Annotated in this window: 32 protein-coding genes; 2 read left to right on the top strand and 30 right to left on the bottom strand. The window is 62.4% G+C overall.

The features are described 5' to 3' along the window. Nucleotides 1-44 precede the first annotated feature (44 nt). From ALIDE2_RS23835 to ALIDE2_RS24795, 27 genes are all read right to left on the bottom strand, one after another. A complete protein-coding gene (locus ALIDE2_RS23835; protein ID WP_013723325.1) occupies nt 45-1,337 on the bottom strand; it encodes a ParB/RepB/Spo0J family partition protein in 1,293 nt (430 codons plus the stop codon). Nucleotides 1,338-1,349: 12 nt separating this feature from the next. Then, the gene (locus tag ALIDE2_RS23830) at nt 1,350-2,132 is read right to left on the bottom strand and encodes a ParA family protein (RefSeq protein WP_009242144.1); all 783 of its coding nucleotides are present in this window, start codon (nt 2,130-2,132) and stop codon (nt 1,350-1,352) included. A gap of 28 nt (nt 2,133-2,160) precedes the next feature. Continuing rightward, complete coding sequence (locus ALIDE2_RS23825; RefSeq protein WP_009242145.1) at nt 2,161-2,580, bottom strand: hypothetical protein; 420 nt, start codon at nt 2,578-2,580, stop codon at nt 2,161-2,163. Between the two features lie 155 nt (nt 2,581-2,735). Continuing rightward, nucleotides 2,736-3,722 carry a DNA primase gene (locus ALIDE2_RS23820; RefSeq protein ID WP_013723324.1) on the bottom strand — a complete coding sequence of 329 codons (987 nt, stop codon included), beginning with the start codon at nt 3,720-3,722 and terminating at the stop codon, nt 2,736-2,738. A 3-nt stretch (nt 3,723-3,725) separates the two neighbouring features. After that, the gene (locus ALIDE2_RS23815) at nt 3,726-4,103 is read right to left on the bottom strand and encodes a hypothetical protein (protein ID WP_009242147.1); all 378 of its coding nucleotides are present in this window, start codon (nt 4,101-4,103) and stop codon (nt 3,726-3,728) included. A gap of 9 nt (nt 4,104-4,112) precedes the next feature. Next, on the bottom strand, nt 4,113-4,385 hold the full coding sequence (locus tag ALIDE2_RS23810) for a hypothetical protein (RefSeq protein WP_009242148.1): 273 nt from the start codon (nt 4,383-4,385) through the stop codon (nt 4,113-4,115). A gap of 716 nt (nt 4,386-5,101) precedes the next feature. After that, nucleotides 5,102-5,749: a phosphohydrolase gene (locus tag ALIDE2_RS23805; protein ID WP_013723323.1), complete on the bottom strand. Its 648-nt coding sequence runs from the start codon at nt 5,747-5,749 to the stop codon at nt 5,102-5,104. Then, a complete protein-coding gene (locus ALIDE2_RS23800) occupies nt 5,746-6,273 on the bottom strand; it encodes a retropepsin-like aspartic protease family protein (protein WP_013723322.1) in 528 nt (175 codons plus the stop codon). The genes ALIDE2_RS23805 and ALIDE2_RS23800 overlap by 4 nt, the downstream gene beginning before the upstream one ends. Next, nucleotides 6,270-6,671, bottom strand: coding sequence for a DUF1294 domain-containing protein (locus ALIDE2_RS23795; RefSeq protein WP_013723321.1), 402 nt, complete (start codon nt 6,669-6,671; stop codon nt 6,270-6,272). Before ALIDE2_RS23795 ends, ALIDE2_RS23800 begins: the two co-directional genes overlap by 4 nt. Next, a complete protein-coding gene (locus tag ALIDE2_RS23790) occupies nt 6,668-7,459 on the bottom strand; it encodes a hypothetical protein (RefSeq protein WP_238530181.1) in 792 nt (263 codons plus the stop codon). Before ALIDE2_RS23790 ends, ALIDE2_RS23795 begins: the two co-directional genes overlap by 4 nt. Continuing rightward, nucleotides 7,456-8,274, bottom strand: a complete 819-nt coding sequence (locus tag ALIDE2_RS23785; RefSeq protein WP_232295879.1) for a retropepsin-like aspartic protease family protein — start codon at nt 8,272-8,274, stop codon at nt 7,456-7,458. The genes ALIDE2_RS23790 and ALIDE2_RS23785 overlap by 4 nt, the downstream gene beginning before the upstream one ends. 9 nt (nt 8,275-8,283) lie before the next feature. Then, entirely contained in the window at nt 8,284-9,339 is a 1,056-nt protein-coding gene (locus ALIDE2_RS23780; protein WP_013723319.1) for an OmpA family protein, read from the bottom strand. Nucleotides 9,340-9,342: 3 nt separating this feature from the next. Then, on the bottom strand, nt 9,343-9,618 hold the full coding sequence (locus ALIDE2_RS23775) for an HU family DNA-binding protein (RefSeq protein ID WP_009242125.1): 276 nt from the start codon (nt 9,616-9,618) through the stop codon (nt 9,343-9,345). 155 nt (nt 9,619-9,773) lie between these two features. Then, nucleotides 9,774-10,166, bottom strand: coding sequence for an HAD domain-containing protein (locus tag ALIDE2_RS23770; RefSeq protein WP_232295880.1), 393 nt, complete (start codon nt 10,164-10,166; stop codon nt 9,774-9,776). Between the two features lie 128 nt (nt 10,167-10,294). After that, nucleotides 10,295-11,506: a DUF1173 domain-containing protein gene (locus ALIDE2_RS23765; RefSeq protein WP_009242127.1), complete on the bottom strand. Its 1,212-nt coding sequence runs from the start codon at nt 11,504-11,506 to the stop codon at nt 10,295-10,297. A 15-nt stretch (nt 11,507-11,521) separates the two neighbouring features. Next, nucleotides 11,522-13,204, bottom strand: a complete 1,683-nt coding sequence (locus ALIDE2_RS23760; RefSeq protein ID WP_013723318.1) for a zeta toxin family protein — start codon at nt 13,202-13,204, stop codon at nt 11,522-11,524. 17 nt (nt 13,205-13,221) lie between these two features. Next, entirely contained in the window at nt 13,222-13,482 is a 261-nt protein-coding gene (locus ALIDE2_RS23755) for a hypothetical protein (protein ID WP_009242129.1), read from the bottom strand. A gap of 12 nt (nt 13,483-13,494) precedes the next feature. Continuing rightward, the gene (locus ALIDE2_RS23750; protein WP_009242130.1) at nt 13,495-13,956 is read right to left on the bottom strand and encodes a hypothetical protein; all 462 of its coding nucleotides are present in this window, start codon (nt 13,954-13,956) and stop codon (nt 13,495-13,497) included. 32 nt (nt 13,957-13,988) lie between these two features. Continuing rightward, entirely contained in the window at nt 13,989-15,077 is a 1,089-nt protein-coding gene (locus ALIDE2_RS23745) for a Fic/DOC family protein (protein WP_009242131.1), read from the bottom strand. Further along, the gene (locus ALIDE2_RS23740; protein ID WP_013723317.1) at nt 15,074-15,301 is read right to left on the bottom strand and encodes an antitoxin VbhA family protein; all 228 of its coding nucleotides are present in this window, start codon (nt 15,299-15,301) and stop codon (nt 15,074-15,076) included. Before ALIDE2_RS23740 ends, ALIDE2_RS23745 begins: the two co-directional genes overlap by 4 nt. 12 nt (nt 15,302-15,313) lie before the next feature. Next, nucleotides 15,314-15,559, bottom strand: coding sequence for a hypothetical protein (locus ALIDE2_RS23735; RefSeq protein ID WP_009242133.1), 246 nt, complete (start codon nt 15,557-15,559; stop codon nt 15,314-15,316). A 125-nt stretch (nt 15,560-15,684) separates the two neighbouring features. Next, nucleotides 15,685-16,053 carry a hypothetical protein gene (locus ALIDE2_RS23730; protein WP_009242134.1) on the bottom strand — a complete coding sequence of 123 codons (369 nt, stop codon included), beginning with the start codon at nt 16,051-16,053 and terminating at the stop codon, nt 15,685-15,687. Nucleotides 16,054-16,076: 23 nt separating this feature from the next. Beyond that, nucleotides 16,077-16,601 carry a PD-(D/E)XK nuclease family protein gene (locus tag ALIDE2_RS23725; protein WP_009242135.1) on the bottom strand — a complete coding sequence of 175 codons (525 nt, stop codon included), beginning with the start codon at nt 16,599-16,601 and terminating at the stop codon, nt 16,077-16,079. Beyond that, complete coding sequence (locus ALIDE2_RS23720; protein WP_013723316.1) at nt 16,598-17,017, bottom strand: CFI-box-CTERM domain-containing protein; 420 nt, start codon at nt 17,015-17,017, stop codon at nt 16,598-16,600. Before ALIDE2_RS23720 ends, ALIDE2_RS23725 begins: the two co-directional genes overlap by 4 nt. After that, complete coding sequence (locus tag ALIDE2_RS23715) at nt 17,017-17,277, bottom strand: hypothetical protein (protein ID WP_009242137.1); 261 nt, start codon at nt 17,275-17,277, stop codon at nt 17,017-17,019. Before ALIDE2_RS23715 ends, ALIDE2_RS23720 begins: the two co-directional genes overlap by 1 nt. Nucleotides 17,278-17,284: 7 nt before the next feature. Further along, a complete protein-coding gene (locus tag ALIDE2_RS23710) occupies nt 17,285-18,010 on the bottom strand; it encodes a M48 family metallopeptidase (protein WP_009242138.1) in 726 nt (241 codons plus the stop codon). Nucleotides 18,011-18,085: 75 nt separating this feature from the next. Continuing rightward, the gene (locus tag ALIDE2_RS24795; RefSeq protein ID WP_009277741.1) at nt 18,086-18,415 is read right to left on the bottom strand and encodes a TrfB-related DNA-binding protein; all 330 of its coding nucleotides are present in this window, start codon (nt 18,413-18,415) and stop codon (nt 18,086-18,088) included. Nucleotides 18,416-18,498: 83 nt separating this feature from the next. Here ALIDE2_RS24795 and ALIDE2_RS23705 point away from each other — a divergent pair, with 83 nt between their 5' ends. Both ALIDE2_RS23705 and ALIDE2_RS24790 read left to right on the top strand, forming a co-directional pair. Then, entirely contained in the window at nt 18,499-18,753 is a 255-nt protein-coding gene (locus ALIDE2_RS23705; protein WP_013723315.1) for a hypothetical protein, read from the top strand. Next, complete coding sequence (locus ALIDE2_RS24790) at nt 18,753-19,064, top strand: hypothetical protein (RefSeq protein ID WP_232295882.1); 312 nt, start codon at nt 18,753-18,755, stop codon at nt 19,062-19,064. The genes ALIDE2_RS23705 and ALIDE2_RS24790 overlap by 1 nt, the downstream gene beginning before the upstream one ends. Nucleotides 19,065-19,088: 24 nt before the next feature. Here the strand turns inward: ALIDE2_RS24790 and ALIDE2_RS23700 are convergent, their stop codons facing one another. Genes ALIDE2_RS23700 through ALIDE2_RS23690 form a run of 3 tightly spaced genes read right to left on the bottom strand, consistent with a single transcriptional unit; the run spans nt 19,089 to nt 24,377 of the window. Next, nucleotides 19,089-22,136: a conjugal transfer protein TraG N-terminal domain-containing protein gene (locus ALIDE2_RS23700; protein ID WP_009277742.1), complete on the bottom strand. Its 3,048-nt coding sequence runs from the start codon at nt 22,134-22,136 to the stop codon at nt 19,089-19,091. 11 nt (nt 22,137-22,147) lie between these two features. Next, a complete protein-coding gene (locus tag ALIDE2_RS23695; protein ID WP_009242099.1) occupies nt 22,148-23,554 on the bottom strand; it encodes a conjugal transfer protein TraH in 1,407 nt (468 codons plus the stop codon). 10 nt (nt 23,555-23,564) lie between these two features. Next, nucleotides 23,565-24,377, bottom strand: a complete 813-nt coding sequence (locus tag ALIDE2_RS23690) for a conjugal transfer protein TraF (protein WP_009242098.1) — start codon at nt 24,375-24,377, stop codon at nt 23,565-23,567. Between the last annotated feature and the right edge of the window lies 1 nt (nt 24,378).

Here is a 24,378-nt window from a genome sequence, read left to right as displayed (position 1 = left end):
GAAAGTTGAAAGAGAGGCGGCCAGCGGCCGCCCTCATGGAGAGGTCAGAAACGCCAGCCTTCCGGCATGTCGGGAGAGGCATTCCGGCCAGCGCCCTCGATGTCGGGATGCAGTTCTTCCCACAACTGCGCCGGCGTCTTGTCCTTCAGCTCGCCCTGGAGCTTCTTCAGGTACATGACAGCCCGCTCCGGGCCGATGCCTTCCAGCATCGGCAAGGTCATGGACAGGAACCCTTGCCACAGCACCCACTCGGTTTCGTGCATGTTGTGGCCCAGCGTGGTCATGTGGGTTTTCATGCTGAAGAACTGCGCCTGATTGGCTTCGCCCCACTCGAAGGTTTCTTCCCGCAGCGACAGCAGCTTTTCGTTGGCTCGCTCCTTCTCGGCGGCGGCCTTCTGCTCCGGGGTCAGCTCCATCGTCGGGAGGGCTTGCTGGCCGCGTCCCGAGGCGACGGCCGGGGCCGGTGCGGGGTCTTGGCCGCCGTCCTCGTCCTGGTCGCCGGCATCAGCTCCAGCAGCCGCACGCTCGGCATCCCGCTTGCGCTGTTCTTCCAGCCATGCAGGCGTCTTCTCCGGGGCCTTGTCGCCGGCCTTCTTGGCGTTGTCCAGCTCGATGCGGCGCTGGGCCAGATCGTCTTGCTGCTGCTTCCATGCCTTCATTCTGGCCAGCGTGTTGCGGGCTTCGTCGCGCGACAAGGGCAAGCCCTCGTTCATGCGGTGAGAGAGGCGCGAAAACTCGGTGTGCGTGTCCTCGATGTCGTAAATCTGGTTGAGGCAGTGAAGCACCTCGAAGTCGCCGCACAGATCGTTCTCCAGCAGCTCGCGCACCGGGTCTGCATAGCGGCGCACAGCCATGCGCTTGCTAACCCATGCCTCGCCACGGTTCCAGATCGTCATGGCTTCCTTGGTGCCGTACAGCTCCACGTCTTCGATCACGCCCATTGCTTCCTCGTAGGCGGTCAGGTCGTCGCGGTCGTTGTTCTCCGTGACTTGCAAACGGCGGATTTGCAGCTCGGTCAACCCCTTCTTGATGATGACGGGCACCTTGACCAGCCCAGCCAGCGGCGCGGCGCGGTAGCGGCGCTCCCCGACGATGATGCGGTAGCGGCCGTCCGCTTCTTCATGCACCACCAGCGGCTCGATGATGCCGTTCAGCTTGAAGCTCTCGGCCAGTTCCTCCAGGTTGCGGAACGTCTTGCGAACCTGCTTGACGCTGTAGATGCGCGCCAGTTCGATTTCGGCGTCGGCCGGCTGCACCGGCTTGACGGCGATCTGAGCCACGGCGGACAGCTTGCCCAGGTTGAGGCCGGGCTTTTTGTTGGTTGTGGTTGCGGTCATGTCCTTGTCCTTTTAGATCGCGGCTTTGTCGAAAATCTGGTTGCACACCGCTTTCATTTCGCGGGCGGCCAGGATTTGGCTTTCGCCGCTTTGCACGCGCCACACCGGCCGATCCTTGGCGTACTGCGTGGCTGCGCGGTCGTAAAGCACCCCTTCCATCACCACCTCGCCCAGCTCGTCGCGCAATTGCTCCAGGGCGTTGCGGTCGAAGGCGCGGCGGGTATTGACGCGGTTGGCCAGCAGGCCCAGCGTCACAAGGTCGGCGTTCCATTCCAGTTGCTGCACGCGCGCAATGTCTTCAAACAGGTCGCCCAGGCCGTCGATGGCGTCTTGATCCATCGTGCAGGGGCACACCACGAAGTCAGCGGCGATCAGCGCGGCATACAGCGGATTCCCCAGCGTCGGGGCCGTGTCGATGATGCACACGTCGAAGTCTTTGGCCAGCTTGGCAAGCGCAGCGCGCGGGGCGTGCAGGTCTTCCAGCGGGCGGCTGGCCACGTCCACCAGCTCGCGGTCAGCAGCCACCAGCGCAGCGGACTCCCCGCACGGAAGCGGTTGCAGTTCGATGGCCTCTCCGTCGAACAAGGCGCTACCCGTCAGCGATTGCAGCTCGTCGCCCTGGTCGCCCACGGTACGCTCGCGCAGTGCCCGGAGGGTCTTGCTGAAGTTCTTTTGCGGATCGAGGTCAACGCACAGGACGCGCAAGCCGCGCTCGATGGCGAAGAAAGCCAGGTTGCGGGCAACAGTGGTCTTGCCGACTCCGCCCTTCTGGTTGGCGATAGCGATGGTTTTCATGATCGTTCGTCCTTTCCCTGGTTGTCGATCAGGCCGCCACCGACACGTCGGCAGGCTGGAAGCACAGCTCAAAATTCACCATGACTTGCAGCCAGTTCATAGCGAACATGTTGATTTGGGCGCGGCGCGGATTCACCGCACTGCCGCCCGTGTAGATCACCTGATAACCGAAGGTGTCTTCCATCTCCAGCACCTCGGCCAGCTTGTTGGCCATATCCACACGCAGCTTGAGCCACGGCGCAGGCATTACCGTGCCCTTCTTCTGGTTGTCGTCGGCCAGCTCGATCAGGCGCATGTCACCCTCGGCGGCCGCAATGTGGCAATACACGGCCATGTCGTCAGGGATTCGCGGAGGGGCGCAGAAAACCGCACCAGCGCGGGCGGATTGCAGGCTGGGGATCAGGTCGGCCAGTCGGTCAAAGAGGCGGGCATAAACGGTAGTACGCATGGTCAAAGCTCCTAAGTCATGTTGATGATGGTCTTCGGTGGATCGTCCCTTTCGCGTGCGAAAGATCGGTTCAGCGCCCCACTGTCTGCTCACAGTTGTTTCCGGGGTTCATCGGCCGTCCATCCGCTGCCGATGAGTTGAATTCTACCATAAAACTATTGACGGTCAATAGTTAAAAGCATGTTTTTTTCCAAGCCGCATAAGTCGATCAGCTCGCCCACGGAAAACTTGGACGGCCCAGCAATGGCGGTCAGAATCCGGCACAGCATTGCCGGTGCATTGATCTGCTGGAGACGCGGCGCAGCCATGGCAACCAGCCGCGCCCGGCCCTCGGCGTACTCCAACTGGCAACCCTGCATCGCGCTGGCCAAGAAGAAGCCTTCGAGGCTCGAAGCCTCCAAGGCCAAGTCGTTGAAGGCATCCCCACCCTTGGCGCGCACGTAGCTGTCCGGGTCGTGGTCGCGCGGAAGGAAAAGGAAACTCACGTCGGCCGCGTCGGTGACATGAGGCAGGCACACGTCCAGGGCGCGCGCAGCCGCCCGTCTGCCGGCGTCGTCCCCGTCAAAGCAGAAGATCACGCGCTTGGCCAAGCCCAGCAGCCGCTCCACATGCTGGCCTGTTGTAGCCGTGCCCAGCGTGGCCACAGCGTTCTGCACACCATGTTGGGCCAGACTGACGACATCCAGGTATCCCTCCACCACATAGGCGGTGCCGGTCGCGGCAATGGCCTCGGCCGCCTGGGTCAGACCGAACAGCACGCGCCCCTTCTGGAAAACTTCGGTTTCCGGTGAGTTGAGATACTTCGGCCCGTCGCCTTCGAGCACGCGGCCACCGAAGCCGATCACGCTGCCGGCGTCATCGAGGATGGGGAACATGATTCGGTCGCGGAAGCGGTCATAGCGGCGGCCGCCGTCATTGACCGCAACCAGCCCGGCCTTCTCCAAGGCCCGGTCGTTGTAGTTCGGGAATGCCTCGCGCAGCGCCTGGAAGCCGGCCGGGGCATAGCCCAAGCCATAACGGGCCGCGATGTCGCCGCGCAGGCCGCGCGCCTTCAGGTATGCAACCGCACGATGAGAGGCGCGGAGCTGGCCACGGTAAAACGATGCGGCTTGTGTCAGGTGGTCGATCAAGATGTGGGACATAGTTCAAGCCTTCGGGATGTTGAGAGAGAGGCGGCCGGTGTCGTACATGTGCAGCATGGAGAGGAAGTAGCTCGGATCGGCAGGCCACTTGCATCCCTGCCAGTACGCCAGCAAGGCCCCGCGCACCGGCTCTTGGTAGCCATTGAGGCGCCGCCGTGCCTCGCGCCACTTGTCGGCTCGGCGCTTGCGGTCAGTGGCTTGCTGACGCTCCCATTGCAGCCGGCGAGCCGTCATTTCCTCGTCCACGTCGATCTGCTCGGCCGCCACTTGGTCAGCGAACAGAGGAAGGGCCTCGCGCTCGGCCTTCTGCTTGCGCGCGAAAGCGGCACGCTTGCGCTCGGTGTCGCGGAACTCGTATTTGCCGAAGCGATGGAAACGCATGGCAGGCCCTCAATGGTTCCAGTGCTTCCGGCCGTACTTTCGGCCGGCGATGGTGATGCGATCTTCGGCGTCGATGGGCACGCACTCGCGGCCGCCATCGGCCCGCAACACGGTGCATTGGCCAGCCTCGCCGGTCACGGTAGAGTCGAAGCCGCACACGTAGAACACCCAAGGGCTGTGCTCATCCTCGCGGAACTGAGCGAACCCGTGGAAGTCCCGCTTCAGAGCCACGCCGCTCCGAGGAACATCCGGGCCAAAGTCGAAAGCGCCTTGATCTGCCATGCTGAAACTCCTACTCAACCAATGCCTACATTCTACCCGTCAAACTATTGACCGTCAATAGTTTGTGAGAGAAAAAAGCCTGATTTTTCGCGGGTTCCCGGCTTGTGTTTCTTCGGGGTTCAGGCAAGCTACCTTGGAGCCTCGGGGCGGGGTTTGGGGGCCGGAACAGGCCCCCAAGGTGTTGCAGTTGCTCTTGCCCCGCAGGGGCACAAGCTCCCCTGCTCCCCGTCGATTACCCACATGGCCAGCGGAGCGCGGGGCCGGCTTTTGCATCCCACCATCTACCTCGTCGCCTCGGCGTCCAGGGGCACGCAGGACGGGCGCGGTCAAGGGAGAAACCGGAGGCCGCACGCGGAGCGCAGCCCCGAAGGGCGAGCACCGAACGGGTGAGGATTTCAGGGCGCAGCCCGGCCCTTGACCGGAGAAGCCCGGCCGGAGGGCACCATGACGACGAATAAAGGCGCGAGGTAGTGGTGGGGTGCGGCCCCGCGCGTAGCGGATTCAGCGCACCAGCGCCGGCACACCACGGATCAGATCCACAGCCTGAACTTTCGCGCGCGAAAGTTCCTCGATGCGGCCTTCAGGCCGGGCAAGCGGAGCGCGCAGCGCCGGCACGGCGCGGAGGCGTCAGGGATTGACGCCCGAAGGGGCGAGACGCCGCAGGCGGCTCGATGCGCAGCACGAAAGCCCGGCCCCGCAGGGGAGACGCCCAGGGGTCACGCTTGCGCCTCGATCTGCCCATGCACAGCAGCACGCAACGACTCCAGCGCAGCCAGGAACCGCTCGGCCGCAACGTCAGCCGCCCACGGCTCCCACGGCCGACAACCGTAGATTTCAGCCAGCGGATCGACATCAAGCACCGGATGCACGATGCCCAGGACATCACGCACTTCATGAGCTGGCCAGCCAATGCAATGCACAGCCTCGGAAGCGGCCGCCACCGAGTCGGCCCGCTTGTGGACGGCGTGCGCTGCCGGCGACCAAGCGCGCAGCTCGTACCGTTCCGAAACCGCAGCCATCAGGCGAGACGAAACAGCACGGAAGGAAAGGCCCAGCACGTCCTTCAGCGGAGAAATGCAATCGAACCCAAGGAAACCTTCCTCGGCGTCGTGTAGAAGCTCCAGGAGCGCGTCAGAGGCCGGCAAAGGGGTGTCGCTCCACTGCCGGCGCAAAGCGAGCACCAGGAGCGAATGCTGGGCCACAGAGAGGGGCAGGGGCCATGATGATTCCCCACCCCAGCGGTACGTCCTCGCCAAACGCAAGGCAAGGTCACTGTCGAGCCACACGCCGGGATCGGGATTGATGAGGTCGAGGCGACGGCCAGAAGGAAGCCGAACCCACGCGCGCGCCTTTGCCTGCGTCATCGGCCGCCTCGCAAGATCATGAAGCCGCCCGAATAGGCGATCTGGAAGCGGTTGAGCACGTCCATCCCCAGCAGCGGAGCGGAAAGGCGCTCCAGGACGGCGATAGCCGCACCCTCAACGGCGAAGGGGCCGACGATCACCGTGTTGGCCGCAGTGATGCCACCACGTTCACGGCCTGCGGCCGTGTCAAAGGATGTTGCGCGGCCAGCGCGGATGCCAGCATTGCGGGCGAGCTTGACCGGCAGCGTCGTGAAGCGCGCTCCGGTGTCCACCATGAAGACCACGGGAAAGCCGTTGACGGCCCCGGCGATATAGTAGTGGCCGTCCGCAGCGCGCGGGATGGAGTAGTCCCCATTGCCCAGGCGCTGCGCCGGCTTGACCATCACGGGAGAGGCGGCCGCAACGTCTAGCTGGTCGCCGGGGTAGCTCTGGCCGTCATAGATGATGTATTCGCGCTGCTGCGCGTGCGATGTTCCAATGGCAAGGCAGGCCATCAGTGCCACAAGGGCGCGAGTAGCGTTCATTGCCAACTCCAGCGATAGAAGCCAGTCAAGTGCGCGAAAATAGCGGCGTTCGCGGCGCTGGCCAGCCAGGTGAAAAACAGAAAGGAAGCCTTCCGCGACTTGTGGCGGAAGGCATGTTGACCAATCAAGGCACCGGGCCAGCCGCATAGCAGCGCGATCCAGTGCAAAGACTTTTCAGACCAGCGCCAACGGTCAGCGACGGCCGCTGATTTGTCGAGGCCGTAGGCCAGAAAGGCCAAGTTGCTCATGAGCGCATAGGCCCAAGCGTAGTGAGGCCGGATACGCCCGGCGATGCTGGCGACAATTACGCCCACAAGGAACACCGTGCCCAGCGCAAAAGCGGCCCAGCGATGGGCGATCCAAAAGCGATCCGCCAGTGACAGGCCCGGCGCGTTCATTTCGCCAAAGCAGGATCAGCGGAGAGGCCCAGGGCCACAATCAAGCCGGCAGCCTCCTGCAAGCCCGCAAGGGACGACTGGATGAGTCGCGCCGGCACCAGCTCGGCATCCTCGGCCGTGGCCAGCACGGAGCACTTCTGTTCCGTGCTGCCTTCCTTGCGCGTCAGGTTGACGACATTGCGCTGACGGTAGCGCCACGTCTCGCAGCGCGACAGGCATTTGCCGTCCGGGTCGCCGGCCGTGGCCGCGTTCACCGAGTCCTGCGCGCCGGTTGCATTCCCGACATTGGATGCAATCGTGCCGATCAGCATGGCCAGCGGGTTCAGCGACAGCATCACGGAGCCGCCCCGGCCGCTTTTGGTGGCCAAGGGTGCGGGGTTCTCGGCATAGTCGCCCACGCGAACCTCGGCGGTACGCCGGGTCGCGGGGCGCAGCGCCTGGAAGGCACCGTCCAGCTCGTACACCACGTCAGCCTGTTCGCGGGTGTCCACCAGCTCGAAGCCGCTGGAGGCCAGCGAAGCCCGCGCGGCGGCCGTCAGCTTTGGGCTGGCCAGGAATTCGATGAAGACTTTGCGCCCTCGATCAGCAGTCAGGTCGATGCGCCCGGTGATGGCCACCTTGACCTCGGCGGCCGTGGCGGCCGTGGCGGCCGCTACAGCAGCCGGAGCATCGTCGGGCACCGCTTCAGAACTGGCCAGCGCAGGTAGGGCGCAGCCGGCCGCAGCGGTCAGAAGCAGGTAAAGCGGAAGGTGACGCATGTTTTCCTCCTTGTTGTTCTTGATGTTCAATCGTCTTCTCGGAAATGGGTGGTGGAGAACAGCAGCGCCGATCCGCGTTGCTCGATCTGCACCATCCCCAGGATGTTCATGCCCAGCAATGCAGGGCCGTTCATGGTGGGCATGACGGCAACCTGGACGTTATGGGCACGGAAGGAACCGAAAACCACTTCTGCTACCGTGGCGACGCATCCGAAGACCTCGCCGGCCGCCGTGCTGAACTGGCGAGGTTCGCATGATGTGATGCCCAAGGGCTTGGCCAGCGAGCCAGGAACGGATGTCACGCCCGCGCCGGTATCCACAATGAAGGTGACAGGCTGGCCGTTGATGCTGCCCGGCGTCTCATAGTGCCCGCGCTGATTCTTTGGCACGCTCATGGTGGCCACGCGCGGCGGCTCGCCCGCTCGTTGTGCGGCCGTGGCGGCAGGCTTTTTGCCGAAGTAGTCGAAGGCAACAAAGCACAGGAACCCGATCCCGATCCAGACATAGGCGATGCCGGCGAGGCGCGGCCTTGCCATGTAGAAGGCCGCACCGGCTACCATCAGGAGGCACAAGACCGGATGGCTCAACACGAAACCTTTGAGCCATTGGGTCGTCATCAAGAGGGCGTCGTGTGGAGTCGCCCCATGCGCTATTTGCCAGATCGCGCCCGCGACAATCAGAAAGGCGTAGGGCAGCGCATTGGCGATGACGAACTGCAAAAAGGTGATACGGGGTTGGTCTGCGCGAACCTCGCGCGAACCGCGAAACACCTTCGGGTCATAGTAATGATCCTGCATGGTTTTCGCGGCCCGCTCTCGGTACCAATCCCGGTCATCTGCGCTCATGGCCAGCTTTCACTTGCTGAAGGCCACGGCCGGCGCTGGCATCACCAGCTCAACCTCTACGCGCCGGTTTGCGCTGCGCCCAGCCTCGGTGTCATTCGAGGCGACAAAGCAGGTCACGCAGTAGGAGACTTTCAGCTTTCGGGGGTCAACGCCACCACGGGCAAACGCGGCGCGCACAGTCGCAGCTCTTGCGATGGCCAAGGCGCGATTGCCGGCCACGGTGCCGGTCGAATCAGTGCGGCCACGGATCAAGACGCGCTCGGCCGTCATGGCCAGTGGCAGCAGCTCGGACAAATTACGCTTGGCCTCATCGTTCAGATTTGCCACGGAGCTAGAAAACGGGAGCGAGCGCAAGGAACTGGAGGCAGTAGCCGCGACTGGCGCGGCCGTGGCCGGGCCGACTGCAACTACCGTCACGGGGCGCACGTCGTCGGTGAGCTGGGCGGAGCCGGCCGGGATGGCATCCGCTTCGGCCCGGATGGCGAGTGTGGCGACAGTATGGGCGTCTAGCTTGGCCAAGACCGAAGGCTGCGGCCGTGCAGCCGCCTTGCCGGTCGCCTCTGGTGCAGCATCGGTGCTGCCCAGCATCGGAGTCTTGGGCGTTGGTGCCGCACACGGATTGCATGGCACAAAGTAGTCGGTGCCGGTTTGTGGATCGCGCACTTGGGCCAGCCCGGTGAGCACGGGCGCGCCCATCAGGAGCACACGGGGTTGCTCGGGAGGCATCGGCGCGCATCCGGTTACGCCAGCGGCAAGCATGGACGCCCCTAGCGCCCAAGTCACAGGCGCTGGCCAGAACGGCGTGCCAGGATGGAGTGCGCGCCGGCCCTTGCGCGTCAGAGACAGTCGGATGGATGTGCCGGCAGGCTTGCGCGACAGATAGCCGCGGTCGATAAGGTGGCGGGTTTCACCCAGGTACTCGCGCATCACGGCCAGATCGACAGCACCGCACAATGGGCGGCCCGCCGCGCGTTCCGAAAGCACCCGAATGCCCCGCACTTCGCCACGGTCGAGCGCACGCAGCAGCGCAAGCGCGGTTCCGTTCAAGTCGGGATGTTTGCTCATGGTTCAGTCCTTCACCAAGTCCTTGAACGTGGCCCCAGGCGTGAACTTCGGCTTGTGGGTCGAGGGAATCTTGATCGGCGCGCCGGTCTTCGGGTTGCGCCCGGTGCGCGCCGCAACGGCTGCTTTCTCGAAAGTGCCAAAGCCGGTGAGCTTCACCGCGCCGCCCTTGGCCACCTCGTTTTGTACGATGGTGATGAGGCTATCGAGAAAGCGCGTGGTGGCCGCCTTGGATGCTTCGGTGTCTTCAGCAATGGCGTCGATCAGGTCTTGTCGGTTCATGGAAATCTCCGTGTGTCAGTTGAGAATATGACCCAGCACCTTGCCGCAACGGGCGCAGCGCCGTTCATGTACTTGGGTTCCGTCCCAGCTCGAATAGATGGGCGTGGACAGCGGCGAATGGATGCCAAACAGGCAAAGCAGGGCGTTCCACACCTTCACGGTGCGGCCCACATCACGCGGGTGAGCTGAAGCAGCGACTCCCCGGTAAGTCCGTCCAGATACTCGGTGGCCACCAGCCGGCGTGTATCTGGAAATTCCTGCACGCGGTCATCGAGGGCAGCCCACTGGGTGACGCCGTACTCGCGGACAACGCAAAGGATCTCGTCCAGCCTGGTGCAATCAGGCAAAACGGGCGTGCAGCCGATAACGCGCTCGCGCAGCTCGATGGAGAAGAAGTTGCGCAGCTCATCCAGCGTATGCGTCTCGCGCCAGTTGGACGAAATCACCACATCAACATCGGGATGCGTTCGCAGCCATGTTTCCAGCAGGGGCAGGTAAATCAGCGTGCCAGACTGGCCAGGGTGTAGAACCCCGTCGATGTCCAGCATCAGGACGGGGCCACGGGGAGCACGCTGAAGCGCCCATCGTGTTGCGCGTTGAGTCGCCGGCAGACTTTCGCGCGCGAAAGTCGGGGCGACGGTCGGGCGAATGCCGACGAAGCGGAGTAGGGCGCTCATCATCGGCCGTGCTCCGGCAGCGCCGGCAGCGCCGGCATAGGAGCCTCGCCAGCCACCCACTTCCATGAAGGGAGCTTGCTTTCCGCAATCAATTCATCGACGGCGGCCGCATAGTCTTCACTGGCCCCAGGCGGAACCACGTACATGGCGGTCGGCTCCGGCTCGGTATCCGAAGCCACCGCGCAGGCCAGCGGCCGCGTGGAAGGCAGGTTGTACCGCATCCCTTTCATGAAGCGCCGGTTCTGCTGCGTCAGAGCATCGAGCGCCATCTTCTCGAAGGTGCTTTCAAACGGAATCCAGTTCTCGGTCACGCACATCAGCGCGACTTCCTCCAGCGAGGCCACGCCGGTAGCGCCGATGCTGAAAGTGCCGATCATCATCAGGTGGGTGCCCTCCAAGGCATCCCACAGGCCCAGCTCCACCTCGAATCTCTTGAGCAGCCTCTTGTAGATGTCGTCGTTCATCATGAAGTGGCAATCGGGCAGGTGCTTGAGGACGATCTTGTGCCCGTAGCGCGACTGAGCCAGTTCCTTCACCTCCCCCACCACCAGCATCAAGCGCCGGGTGCCCTTCTCGGGCGTGGCGATTCGCATCATCTGCGCGAGTCGCCGCTGGGTGATTTCGTTCTTCTTCTCGGCGTTGAACGATTCGGGCATGTAGAGCATTCCGGCCAAGCTCGCGCCTTTTGCAGTCTTGTCCTCGGCTGCTTGCAGCAGATACTTGCGGATCACGTACCAACTGCGCTTGCCGGCCATCGTCGGTGCCCATCGGTTGAAGCCCGCTTCTTCCCACAGGTAATGCAGGGTGCCGCGCAGGGTCAGTTTGTTGCCATCGGTCTTGACGCTATCCGTCTCCTTTCCGCTCGGTGCCGGCGCGGATCGGCTGGCCCCCTTGGACAGCGCGAAGTCGAACTTCAGCGCCGTGGTGCCTTCGTCGGGGTTCTCCTGGATCGCGGAGCCAATGACTTGGCCAAGCCCGGACAGCTCGGGCGGCGGCTCGTAGGAATCGCAGGCCGGGGCGTGGCCGCTACCAGAATTGGGCATCCGTTTGATGAGGTACTTGTCATCGACCTTGGCCACGTACATTTCAATGCCAGGGGTACGGCACAGGCACAGCGGCCGCTCCCGCGAGCTGTAGATATTGGCCAGCAGCTCGGACAAGGCTGGGTCGTCTGAATGAATGGATTGCCCGCCAATCTGGTAGATCGCCATGTTTTTCTCCCTTGCTTACCGGCCCATGTCCCGGCCCACGTCCCGCGCGTTCTCCCGCGCAGGCTCTTTGCCCTGCTCGTACACCTGACTCTTTTCGTTGCCGTGCTGGATCGTCACTTTCTCGCCTACCCGGACATCCCGATCCAGCCCTTCCTTCTCGTAGCGCACAGCCACCATGTCGGACATCTTCACCAGGGCGTGATGCGATGAGGTGGCCACCACTTCGCCCTTCACGTCCTGCTTGAGTTCTTGCGCATCCCGCACCACCAAGCCCCGATGACTGGCGGCCATGTCGATCACGCGCCGCGATTCATCCACGGTGACACTTCCCTCCGGGACGCGGCCCCGATGAAGCTGCCCGGACAGCTCGGCACGCGCATTGAAGTAGCTGGTTTCCCGCTGGTCTTGACTGGTCTGAGGTGTCCAGCTCTGCTTGATGTCGTGAAGCTGCTTGTAGGCCCCGTCCAGCTCCGGGTGGCGCTCCAGCGCCTCCCGCTTGGTGAGCTGGTCGAATGCCTGGGCGCGCTGATAGGCCGGGGTCTGCTCGAAACGGGCCAAGTCGTTTCGAGCCGCTTCGAGCTTGGCCGCCAGCTCGTCACGGTCGGCCAGCACCGGCCGCGCGGTGCGCTCCTGTTCCGGCCGCAAGGCATCAGCGTAGGCCCGCTTCAGGGCCTCGTCGTTGCCCCCGATGTACTTGCCATACTCCCGCACACCCTCCTTCTCGGTGTACGTGGTCTGCCCCGGCGTCGAGGCCGATTCCCGGCCATTGGGAAGGCGCTCGGTGCGGATCACATAGGGCAGGTCTTCAGCCTTGGCATCCCGGAAGGCCCTGGCGGCGTCATTGACGTTGCTGTAGTCCTTCGCATCGTTCTTGGCCACGGTGCCCACGGTGTAGGTCACGTTGTCGCGCACACCTTCCCGCTGCTTGGCCAGCGTATTGATGTCGTCCAGGGCGGACACGTAATCGCGCCGCTCGGCGTGCGTCCAGGCGCGCCCGCGCTCCTGCTCCAACACATCAACCGCTGCTGCTCGCCGTTTCCACTCTCCGCGCTCTTGGCTGTTCTCGTAGATTTGCCGTTGGTTGGCGTCATAGACGCGCACCGAGTCGGTGAGCTTGTCCCGCTCCAAGGCGCGCACGGACTCCACCATGCCGTTGTAGGCGTTGTCGTGCTGTTCCTTGTTGACGAACCGCCCGGTGCCGCGCTCGGCCACCTGTTCCTCGAAGCGCAGCCGTGCGCGGGTCACTGAGGTTTCCGGGTTGACGGCCAACACTCTGGCCTCCACCTCGTAACCCTGTTCCTTCAGGCGAGTGGTCAAGTCCCGGATGTTCTCCGGGCTGCGCATCGTGCCGTCCACCACCAGATTGCGGCGGTTCTCCACGGCGGCCAGCGTGAGGCGGGTAGCCCATTCGCCGGCCTCTTTCTGCGTTCGGTCGGCGGCGTGCTGGGGGTCTTCGCGCGAAAGCTGCTTGTAGCGCGGGTTTTCCTCGCGCATCCGGTCGGCGTCGATCACCACAGCGCCACCGTTGGCGCGCAGCTCGCGGATCGCTTCGGCCGCCAGCGCCGATTTACCCGATCCCGGTTGGCCACCCAACAGGATCGCCTTCGGATTCTCCTGCGCCGTCGTTCTTGCCAGTGCATCGCGCTCTACGTCTTTGTAGGCGCTCTCCATTGCGTACTTGGAAACCTCCCCAGCCATTTGTCTGCCCTCCTGCCTTATTGGTAAAGGTCGCGGGCCTGCTGGCCGTACTGAGTGATGACGCGCTCGATGGCCTCGTCAGCATTCGGATCGAGGTCTTCGCGGATCGTGCGCAGCTCGTCCTTCGCTTTCTGAGCGGCCGCAATCACGGCCTCGTCAGGGGTAGCTTTTTCGCGCTCGGCGGCAATGGCTTCGGAGTGGTGGGCGATGATGGCCCCCAGGACATCCAGCGCCACCTCGTAGCGGACGCCGGCACGGCTGAAAAGTTGATTGGTCATGGTCTGGATTCCTCACTGATTACCGGATTGGTTCTTGGCTTGGTTTGCATGGAGCGGCCACAGGGCCGCGTGCAGCAGGCGGTAGGTGATGCGGTCGCGCTTCAGCAGGCGCGCATACACGTCGTTGGCCGTCAGCCCAAGGCTGCGGGTGGCGTACAACCCCCAAGCCAGATAGACGGCCAGCAGCACGGCAGCAGCCGGGACAAAAGCCAGAAACCACACCCCAGCTATGACAAGCCCCACCACAAGCAAGCGGCCCCCTACGGTCGCCCACTTGGAGCCGAACATTTCGAGCTGGGCCTTACGGTTCAGGTCGTGCTCGGCATGAGCGCGCTTCCAGACATCGGCCCACAGCTCTCCGGGGGAACGGCTGAAGACGGCATCCAGGTAGGCACGAAACTCGCGCATCAACAGGTAGGACGCGGCAAAGCACATCCCCACAAAAACCAGCAGCTCAAGCGTTTCTCGATTCATGTTCTTCTCCGTTGGTCTTTCGCGCGCGAAAGTCAGCGCGGCGTCGGCACGCGCTCGCGCTCCATCTGCATGTCCTTGCCGCCACGATCCCGCGCCGGCTCCTTGCCCTGCTCATAGACTTGGCTGCGCGCCTTGTCGTACTGGATCGTCACGCGGTCGCCCACGGCAAGGTCACGATCCAGATTGGCGCGTTCGTAGCGCACGGCGATCATGTCGCCCACTTGGAGCATCGCGTGGTGCGACGAAACCGCCACCACTTCGCCCTTGAATTGCCCGCCAAGCCGTTCGGCATCCCGCACCATCAGGCCGCGATAGGCTGCGGCGTGGTCGATGACTCGCTTGGACTCGTCCAGCGTCACGCCATCGCCCACCAGCCGGCCGCTGTGCAGCTCTTTGGAAATTTCTGCCCGCAGGTAAGCGGCGTCCTGCCCGGCCCGGTGGGCGTCGTGCAGCATCTTGTAGGCACCATCCAGCTCGGGATGCTTGGCCAGAGCTTCGCGCGTGGCCAGCTTGTCGAAGGCCACCGCCCGCTCCACTGTCGTGATTTCGTAGAAAACCTCGCGCGCCGGCTCCAGGTTGCCGCGCGCGGATTCCTTGGCGGCCTCGTTCCACGTCTGCTTATCGACCTTGGAGTAATCGAGCTGGTAGCCCGCATCCTTGGCGAGTTGCCCGATGAATTCGCGCGTCGTGCGGCCGTTCCCTTCGCGGAAGGGGTGCATTTCGTTCACGCCGGCATAGACCTCGGCCATCTTCCCGCTGAACTGCTCCTTGTCCATCCCGCGCAGATAGTTGGCTTCCTTGATCGCGGATTGGATTTCCTGCGCCTTCTGCGGGATGTCTTCCTTGAAGGTGAACAGGGTTCGGTCGCCCGCAGGCCCCTTTGCAATATCCACCTTGCGCACTTCGCCGGCCCACTCGTAGACATCCCGAAAAACCTGCTTGTGGATCGCCTGAAGGTGGGCCAAGTCGTATTCGCCCCGTACCGGGTTTTCGCGCAGCTCCTGGATGCGAACGGCCGTTGCGCCGCGCTCGAAGCGTTGAAGCGCCGCGAGGTCGCGGATGTCGGCCTTGTTCTTGAGAACGTGCGTGCCGGGGTAGGTGTAGTCCTCTTGCTCGCTCATTGGCTGGCCCCGCGTGTGCGCTCCAGGTACTTGGCTACCGCCTCGTCAGGGGTCAGGGTGCCGGCGATGACGGCCTCCTGAATGGCGAGGTCGGCGGCGTCCACCGGCATCCCCTCCAGGGACAGGGAAGCATTGGCTTGAACAAACTGCGCACGGCGCACGTCGGCCGGATGGGGCGCAGCCACGGGGCCGGTATCGAGTTCATAAGGGTTCTTGTCTTCCATGTTCGCCTCCAGTCAGCCCAAGCCGGGCACAGCAATGCCAAACACCCGCACGGCAACAAACACCACTGCCGCCAGCCCCGCCACGATCAGCACGCCGCGCAGCACGCGCGCGAGCAACAAGCCAACGACAATGCCGATTAACAGCGGGGTAGGGGTTTCAGCGAAGATGCGTTGCAGTGCGGCCCAGGCCCCGCCCACGTAGGGAGAAACCATTTGCCATATCTGCGTCAGCAGCGCATCCATCGGTAAGTTGTCCATGCGGGTGTCCAGTGCCAGTATTCAGATGCCGTTTGTTTGCTTTCACGGTGAAAGCAAGTTTATCAAAAAAATCCTACTGGCACTAGGCGTTTAGCGCGATAACGTCAATAGGAAGGGGAGAGCGATCACGCCACCAAGCTCTCGCGCACCGGCCGCAGCGCGGCGGATGTCTGGCTGATGATCTGGTGGATTTCGCCCAGGTAGCTATCCACCCGGTTCTTCATGCTGGCCCAGGTATGTTTGGTCTGAACCAACGCATCGAGCGTTTCAGCGTCGAACCGCCCCGCCTGGATGCAGTTGTGGATGGTCAGCAGGCGAATCTCCATGTTGCGCAGCGCATACTCGCAACGATTGATTTGCTGGCCGTCGATGGGGGTATGGCAGTAGCGGACGTTCTCCACGTCGCGCACGAAGCCCTCGAAGTCCTTTTGATGGTCGCTGAGAAGGCCGACAAAGGTTTCCATCAGGCGCAGTTCGCGGTCAGGGGTAGTCATTGGTGGAATCTCCATGTTGTTGGTTAAGGGTTGAGAGAAAAGCATTCGGAACGATGGCCGCATGTGTCGCATTTGCGGCCCCGGCTTTTGCGCGCCTTGGCCCTGCGCTCGGTGAGGTCGATGTACCGGGCCACCAACTGCTCGCAATAGGCGTCGTCGCGCAGCTCCACGCGCATGGCTCGGCGCTCACGGGTTTTTCGGTTGTTGATGGCCACGAAGCCAAAGGGCGCTGTTTCGAGTCCGTTCAGGCGAAGCAGCCACGCTTGCAAAGAGAGCTGTGCAATGTCCGTCTCATAGACGCGGTGGGCATCGCGGTTCTTGTTTTCGAGGGGAACATGCAGCCCATCAGGAAGCCGATACACCTGATCGGGCCGGCCCACGACGGGGAACGGTGCATTGATGAACAGGTTGCGCTCCACTTGAGCCACCTTGCCGGCCGCAAGCTCGGGAGGGAGCCAGTTCTGAGTGAACCCGCGCCAGACCATGAATGTCCAGCCGGCCAGCACCAGGGCCAGGGCGAATAGGATGTAGCTGGCCAAGTTGCTCATCGCGGCATCCCCAGCAAGCGAAGCAGGGCGTTCAGCCCAGCGCGCACAGCCGTGGCCGCGCACCGGCTCCTGCACAGCAGAGGCACCAAGCCAGGTGAGACGGCGTAGTAGGCTCGGACGAACAAGCGCCCTACCATTGCCGGCATCAGCACCCGGTCACGCCAAGCGCGGAGGAAATTTGTCTCGGCGGCGTCAGGCCCGTAGATCGTGGTGGCAATGAAACAGCGCCGGTCAATCGCCGCGCGCGTCTGCCCTTCGACCTGAAACCGTAGGTGCTCGAAGGTGCCGGCAGCGGCCTTCGCCCGAACCTCCAGCGGCCGGGCATCCCCGCGCTCACGGTCGAAAACCACCTTTTGCTCGCAGTAAACCGTGCCTACGATGTCGGTGATGGTGTGGTACTTTTTCGCCCGCCTCATCACCCCTCCTGCTTTCGCGCGCGAAAGCCGGGCTTGGCCAGCATCCAGCGATAAATGCCCAGCAGGCTTGTGGCAGTGAAAGCCACCTGCATGAAGATAAGGCCCGGCGCGTCGGTCATGACGCCGAAGCCGATCCAGCAGACATTCGAGGCTAGGAAAGACACGAACCCCCAGCCCGACAAACGGTTGTTGAGGGCCAGCAGCAAGGCCCCCAGCACCCCAAACGCGCAGCCGATCCATTGCAGGTAGAAGGCATCCATGCTCACCTCACAGAAGGGCCTTTCGCCCGGTTTCCACGGCCCGCATCCGCATGGCCAAGGTTGGGTAAGCATTGGCGAACGAGAACCAGCGAACCCAGGATTTCGAGGGGTACAACACGGCCAGCTCGCGCAGCGCCGTCAACATCGCTTCGCGCCCTACGGACTGCGCAGCGCCGGCATCCGCCCGGTACTCGCAATACCGGCGAATCCCCAGGAACAGGAGGAAGGCGGCAAAGAAAAAGTTGTTGTTGTCCAGGAGGTGGCTGCTCACAGCAAAGCAGCAGGCATAGGTGAACGTGGCGAAGATATGGCGCTCATGAACATGTGCGTTTTCATGGGCGATCACGCCCCGCATACCCTCGTCGCTCATGCTGGCCAGCAGGCCGGTTGTCACGTAGATGCGCGAATGACTCGGCAGCAGCCCCACGGTGTTGGCTTCCTTGTCGGCATGGTCATACAGGAAGACGGGGCGACTATCAGGGACGGTTGCCACTATCCTTGCCAAACGCTCTTGAAGCACAGCATCCCGCGACGGTCGCGGAGCAAGGAAGCGCGCCGATAATGGCGCGCTGGCATAAAAGCCGAACAGGAATATCAGGCTACCGAGAGCCTGAGTCATTGGCTTGGCGGCCGGATTCGTGGATAACCTGCCAGTTACCCACAAAATGCCGCCAGCAACCTCCATGATGAAGACGATCAGAATGATCCGTCTGAACCAGTGAGACGGGATCATTGCAAATTGCAGTCGTCACAGATTAAGGCTGTGGGGATCGAGCGATACGGCGTTTGATCGGTGCCAGCGCGCCAGTCATTTCTCATGCTGAGAGGCTGTTGCGAAGCACATCCGCCCAAGGTGGCCGTGGTAATGAGAATCAGGAGTAGTTTTTTCATCGGTTGCCCTTTCAGGGGAAAGTTGGTTGTTGATTTCTTCCAGCAGCTCCCGGCACACTGAATGCACCCGCTGACGCGAGACGCCGACGTGGCGCGCGACGGTTGCCTGCCGGTAGCCTTTGAGGAACACTTCTTCAGCGATGCGGTAAGATTCGGACGAAAGACCAAGCCGCCGCGCTGCTTTCACGAAGACAGCACGCGACACATGGCCACACGCTGCGGAAACAGTCTTGAATATCTGGCTCATCCCCTTGCACCGTAAGGGTTTTGAGCGTATTTTGTCAATAGACAAGATGCGCAAATTCTATCCAAATTGGAAGGAGAGTTGTAATGAAAAAGATGCTTTACGCTGCTTTCATCGTGGCAGCACTTGCCGACATGACGAACGCCAGCGCCCAAGCGGCCGCCGCGAAGCGTGGCGGTGTCTGCATCGGCCCCTTCCGTGGTGGCGACTCGGTGTTGCAGTGCGAACACATCGGCAAGGTGACGATCAAGCAGATTTACGAAAAGGGCTTCCGTGTCGTGCATATGCAAGATGACAAAAACACGGCCACCTACGTGATGCTGGTTATTGAGGAACAATAATGATGCGACTGAAAAAAATGCTGTTCTCTCGAAGGCGCTGGATGCTCTGGCTTCCATTGCCGGCCGCTGCCGCACTTTCGGCATCCGGTGGTAATTTCCTTGCCGACTACATTCCAATGCTCGGCGGCGGATTGATTTTCTGGATTCCATTCTGGCTTGCATGGTGGTTAAGCGATGGATTCAAGGGAATGTCGAAATGGCCCGGCACTGGCGCGCCAAATAGCGCAGCAGGCGTTAATCCATTTACCGGCAAGTCTTGTGTTGTTCATCATTTACCCTGGGGCGATAACTACACGGGCGGCAATTCTTGAAAGGGGGCAAAGCCCCCTTTCCCTTTACTTGCTGCCGTTGTTGATCTGAACCGAGGCGGCCGTTTCCCGCTTCATGTTGTCGTTCAGCTTTTCGCCGTCTGCCGTACCGTCGCCGCCAGTCAGCTTGTCCCAAGCCTTCTGAACGGTGTCCTTGCCGTCGCGGATCATGTTGTCCTCGTTGACGGCTGCGGGATTGGCCCGCCCAGCGCCTACAGCCTTGTCCGGGCTGGCCCAGGCATTCACGTTCTCGTCCAAGGCCCCAGCACGCGCCGGGATGCTGCCCTTGTTCTTCGGGTCGAGCTGGCCCTGTACGTCCCCTCTGGATTCCGCAATGATCGGAGGCGCAGAGGTATCGACCTTGAGCGGAGCGGTTCCGCCGTAGCCGGTCTGTGCCACCTTCTTCTTGTGGACGCCCTGGATGTCCTGCGGGATGCCGGCGCGATCCTTGGCGGATTGCTTCTCCAGCTCGCCCTTCGTGGTCGGCAGTTTTTCGCCTGCGAAAGTCTGCTGCGGCATGGTGGTAGCTTGTTGAACCATGCCCTTCTCGCTCACGTAGTCCTGCACCATGTCCATGATCCGGTCTTCGGATTGGTTGGCGAAACGCATGGCGGTCATGCCATTGCGCGCGGCCACCTTCTCGAACAGATACGGATCGGCCATCAGATCCTTGTGAGTCGTGAAGCTGTTGCTGTCGCTACGGTTGGCGCGGTCGCCAGTACCGAACTCACGGCGGTCAGAGACATCACGCACGCGGGAAACTTCATCCACGTTTGTGAGGGCTGCATCGCGGCCGTGGCGGTCGTTTTGGGCCGATTGGTTGCCCGTCCCGGCCTGCTCGGTTCGTGAGCCGCGTTCAGCAAACGTGCGCTCGGTGCGCGCGGCTTCCTGGTTGCCATGAACCGTATCCACGCCCCGATCCCGGCCGTGCTCGGCCGTGTAGGTCTTCGCGCCGTTGTACCCCAGGCCCGCGTTGATGAGGCCGCCCGAAGGCTGGGCACCACCCTTGCCGCCCCGGTAGTTCTTCAGAGCTTGGTCGATCTGTTGCTGGTTCGCGCCGCCCTGCTTCATGGCGTCGGCAATGCGCTTTTCCTCGCGCGGATCAGGCGCACCGCCTGCACCGCCAGCACCAGGCGCACCGCCGCCGTTGGGGTTCCCACGGCCAACACCCAAATTCATGTGGAGCTGGTCATTGGCACCGGCCGCCGTGCGGAAGTGCGAACCCTCACGGAAGTTGCGATCCAAGTTCTGGCCGGTTGAGTGCTGGCCACCATACCCACCCTCGCTCCCGCGAGCCGCCACCACACCCGTATTCTGATATTGACCACGGGTTGTATCGTGCCCCTTCACGTCCGTGAGGCTGGAGCTGTCGCCGTGCCGGCGCGCCAGTTGATCCCCGGTCGATGTGATGTCGGTACGATGCGCTTCCTGGTTGCGGCCGGCTTCCAGTCGGTGATCCATGTTCATCTGCGTCAGCATCCGGTTTTGGAGCTGCTGCAAGGCAACCGCGCCGTTCGCGGCCATCGTGGCCGTCGAGCCATTGCCCCGACCGATGGTTGCCCCGCCACCTTGCAGGCCGATGTTGCTGTCGTACTTGTTCATCGAGGTCGTGTTGACCGATGCGGTATCAAGTCCAGCTTGGCCCATGCTGACATTGCCGCTGGCATTGCTTGCGCCCACCGCCGCCCCGGCAGAGGCAAAGCCGGTCATCATCCGGTCGGCAACACCCATGAAACCGCCCTGCCCCAGCTTGATGATGGCCCCGGCGATGAATGGCACCAGGACAACCATGTAGCCGATGGCCGCCTGCTCGTTGGTCAGCGTGGCGTCGAAAGCATCGGTGAGCTGGAACGGCACACCGGCCGCCAGCTCCAGCGCGCGCGCCTTGTAGCGCAAGTGCATGAGCGACAGGTGGTTGATGACGGCAAACAAGATTGGCCACAGGCCGATCCAGGCCAGCGACATCATGTAGCCCGCAATGATCTTCTTTGCCCCCTCGGTCGAGCTGACAACCATCAGCACCACAACAACCGGGAACAGACCGTAGATGATTGCCTCGATCCAGTTGCGCATGTGGGGCAGCGTCTCTTGCGCCAGCAGGCTCAAGGTGCTGTTGGAGCCGTCCGCTTGCCGCGCCGCTTGGGCAGCGCCGGCCAGGGCATTAACCTCGGCCACCCGCGCAGGATCGTTCAGCAGCGCCGGCAGCTCGGTGCCGGCCTCCTTCCAGATGTTGTTGAACATCGCCTGCTTCATCGCGTCTGAGGCGTTGCTGGAGTTGTTCAGAATCCAGTCGTAGGACGTGCCCACCGTCGAAACGAACATGCTGGTAGCGATAGCATCACTGCTTGCCCGCGTGAAAGCCTGCTTGCCGTAGAAGGCTTGGCCAGCCGTTACCGCGTCGTTGACCTTCTCCTTCAGGATGGCCGCAACATTGGTGCAGGTATCGGTGGTAGGCGCATTCGTCAGGGTGTTGTAGGTGACGAAGCGGGCTGGACTCGTGTTGTTGAAAATCACGTTCCAGGTATCGGTGCCGCCCACAATCTGCTGCGGGGTGATTTCACCGTCTTTCACGTCGTACAGCGTGCATTCCTTGATGAACTGCATCAGGTCGGAGCGCAAGCTGGGGTCGCGGATCGTCGCGTTATTGACTTGTTTCAGGATGCGGTGCCCGAAGCCCACATCCCCTTTTTGCAGGCCCAGGTCTTCAGGGACACCGAAGACCGTTTCATAGGTGTTGGTCAGCGCGCCGAACACCAGATTGGTCGTCTGCGCAGTGACGGCCAGGGCAAAGGGCACGTTATCAACCACGCGCGGCGGCTCCAGCCCTGTCTTGTCGGTCAAGGCAACGCGCGCGATCGGCAGATTGAGCACGGTCACAAAGGCCAGGGCGTGGATAAACCACTTCGCCATTTCGAGCTGCTTGTTCATGTAGCCGAACATGCCGATTGCGATGGCGAACAGGAAAACCAGCTTCAGCAAGCCAGCGAAGCCAGCGCCGGCCATCATCGAGGCCACGGCGTTGAAGACGTAGTAGAGCGTTTCTACGTTCCAGTAGGTTTGAATTTCGATGTCCACGGCATCCCCCCTTAGCGCAGGCTCTTGCCGAAGGCGAGCGAGTTACGCAGCGTCTGCGACAGGTTGGCATTCAGCGCACGCTCCATGTACTGCACCTCCTGGGCGATGTTGTAGGTGCTGATGGTCTGCGAGTAGGCAGTGGCCAGCACCTGCTTTGCCGCGCGCGAAATTTCCTCCAGCTCGGGCTTCATCTTGCCCAGCTCGGCGGCCTGGGTGGCATCGGCTGCGGCAGAGAACTTCGCCATCGCGCCGCGCAGGTCGGTGACGGCACGCTGGATGTAAACCTCGGCGTATTTGGCGGCGATCAGCTCCTGGTAGCGGCCAATCAGCGCGTCGGCCATCGAGGTGTTGTTGAGGGTTGTCGTCACGGCCAGCATCTTGTAGATGGGCAGATCGGTTGCGTTCAGGAAGCCGATGGTGGCCGCCATGTCGTCGTGAGCTGAACGGTTGGCGATCTTGTCGGAGATTTTTTCCATCTTCTCCCGCACCATCGTCTTGAAGCTCTTGGTGGTCACTTCATCCTCGGTCGGACTCAAGCAGCCGTCCGCGCTGGTGGTGTCGCAACGCCAGATCGGCACCGTGATGGTGTCGGAGGTGGTACGCGCACCCACCAGGGCCTCCACCGTGATTTCCTTGCGCAGCAGCGGGATAGGCAGTTGCGGGGTGTCGCCGGTCGGGAAAATCATGCTGCCGATCATCGACATCAGGATCATGCGTTGCTCGTCGGTGACGCCATCGAGCTTCTTGAGCGCCTTCCAAACCACGTTGCCGGTCGGGAGCTGGTCTTTCGCCTCGGGTCGCGCGCTGGCCGCCGAGTTCACCGTCTGGTTGGCCCGGCTTTCGCTGTTCATCACGTTCGTCCAAGCGTCGGTGATGTTCTCGAAAATGTTGGTGTCCACACCGAAGTTCTTAGCCGCGTTTTGCTTGCCGCGCGTCCAGGTGTCGGGCACGGCCGCATTGACGATCCCCTTGGCCGCCTCGCAGGAATCCATGTTGAGACGATTGGCAGCTTGCGCCGTGGCTTGCAGGGCCTGCATCACGTTGTCGCAGGTCGGGCACAGGTTCTGAATGGCCAGCTTGAAGCCGTAGCCCAGGGCATTCGAGCCAATGTTGCGCAGCATGGCCACGAACTGCTCTTTGTTGATGAACGAGAAGCCGCCCGCGAACAGGTCAATGCCGCCGCACCCAGCGTTCCAGCTCGGCGGCGTCACCGTCGCCAGTTGGTAGGTGCGCTTGGGCATCCGCATGAACAGACTGCCTCCGGTGTAGAGGTTCATCGTCTGGCCTTGCAGCACGGCCGGGTTGCTGACGTTGCCTTGAGCATTCACGGAGTCGAAAAGCTCCTGCATGTTCATGGCGTAGGTAGAGGTGGTGAAAGCAAATGCCGTCACCAGCGCCGTTACTTTTTTCAGTAGCATGGGCAGCTCCTTAGAAGTTATCGCCGGGCTTGGTGCCGGTGAGGACAAAGATTCGATTGACGATTTCGGTTAGGGCCATCATTCCGAAGCCCACGGGCGCACGGTCGCCGGTCTGCTTTGAGCCAATGAACAGTGCCGGCACGCGCTCAATCCCCCAAGCCGCAGCTTGCGCGCGGCCGTCGCGGGGGTTCGGGAACTCGGGCAGGCCCATGCCATCGACTGATACCGGCAGCACCTCGATGCCGTACTTGTCGGAAAGCATCTTCAGCGTCGGGGCCATTGCATGGCAGTACGGGCAGTCGCTACGGAAGAAGAAGATCAGCCCGTGCTCCTTGGCCAACATCTTCAGTTGCTGTTCCTCGTTCTGAATGCGGCCTTCGTCGTAAATCTTGATCGCGGAGTTATTGACCGGCCGCTTTTGCGCGTAGTCGAGGCTCGGGTTTTGCCAGACCACGCGCCGCCAGTTGTCAGCGAAGACAGCCCCCTTGTCCTGCGTCATCTGCCAAAGCTCCAGGTAGTCCTTCATGTTCTGGTCGGTGGGGTTCATCACCGCCACGTCTTCCCGGCGCTTCAGTTCTTGTCGCAGTTGCTCGGCGGTCTTGATGTCCTTCAGCTCGATGCGCTTTGGCTGGTCAGCCTTGCGGCTAGTCTGCTGCCGTGCCGGTGCCGGCGTCGGCTGCACAGGTTGCGGCTTGGCGTCTTCCATGTCGCAGTACCAGTTGGGCTTGTTCGCATCGCACTGCCAAACAGACGGGTAATCCAGTGACTGCGCATTGGCGTACCCGGACAGCAGGGCCAGCAGGAGAAGGCTTCGCTTCATCATT

Origin of the sequence: Alicycliphilus denitrificans K601 (assembly GCF_000204645.1) — a bacterium.
Taxonomy (GTDB): Bacteria; Pseudomonadota; Gammaproteobacteria; order Burkholderiales; family Burkholderiaceae_C; genus Alicycliphilus; species Alicycliphilus denitrificans.
The sequence above is the reverse complement of the archived record's forward strand: the minus strand, read 5'-3'. Positions and strand labels throughout refer to the sequence as shown.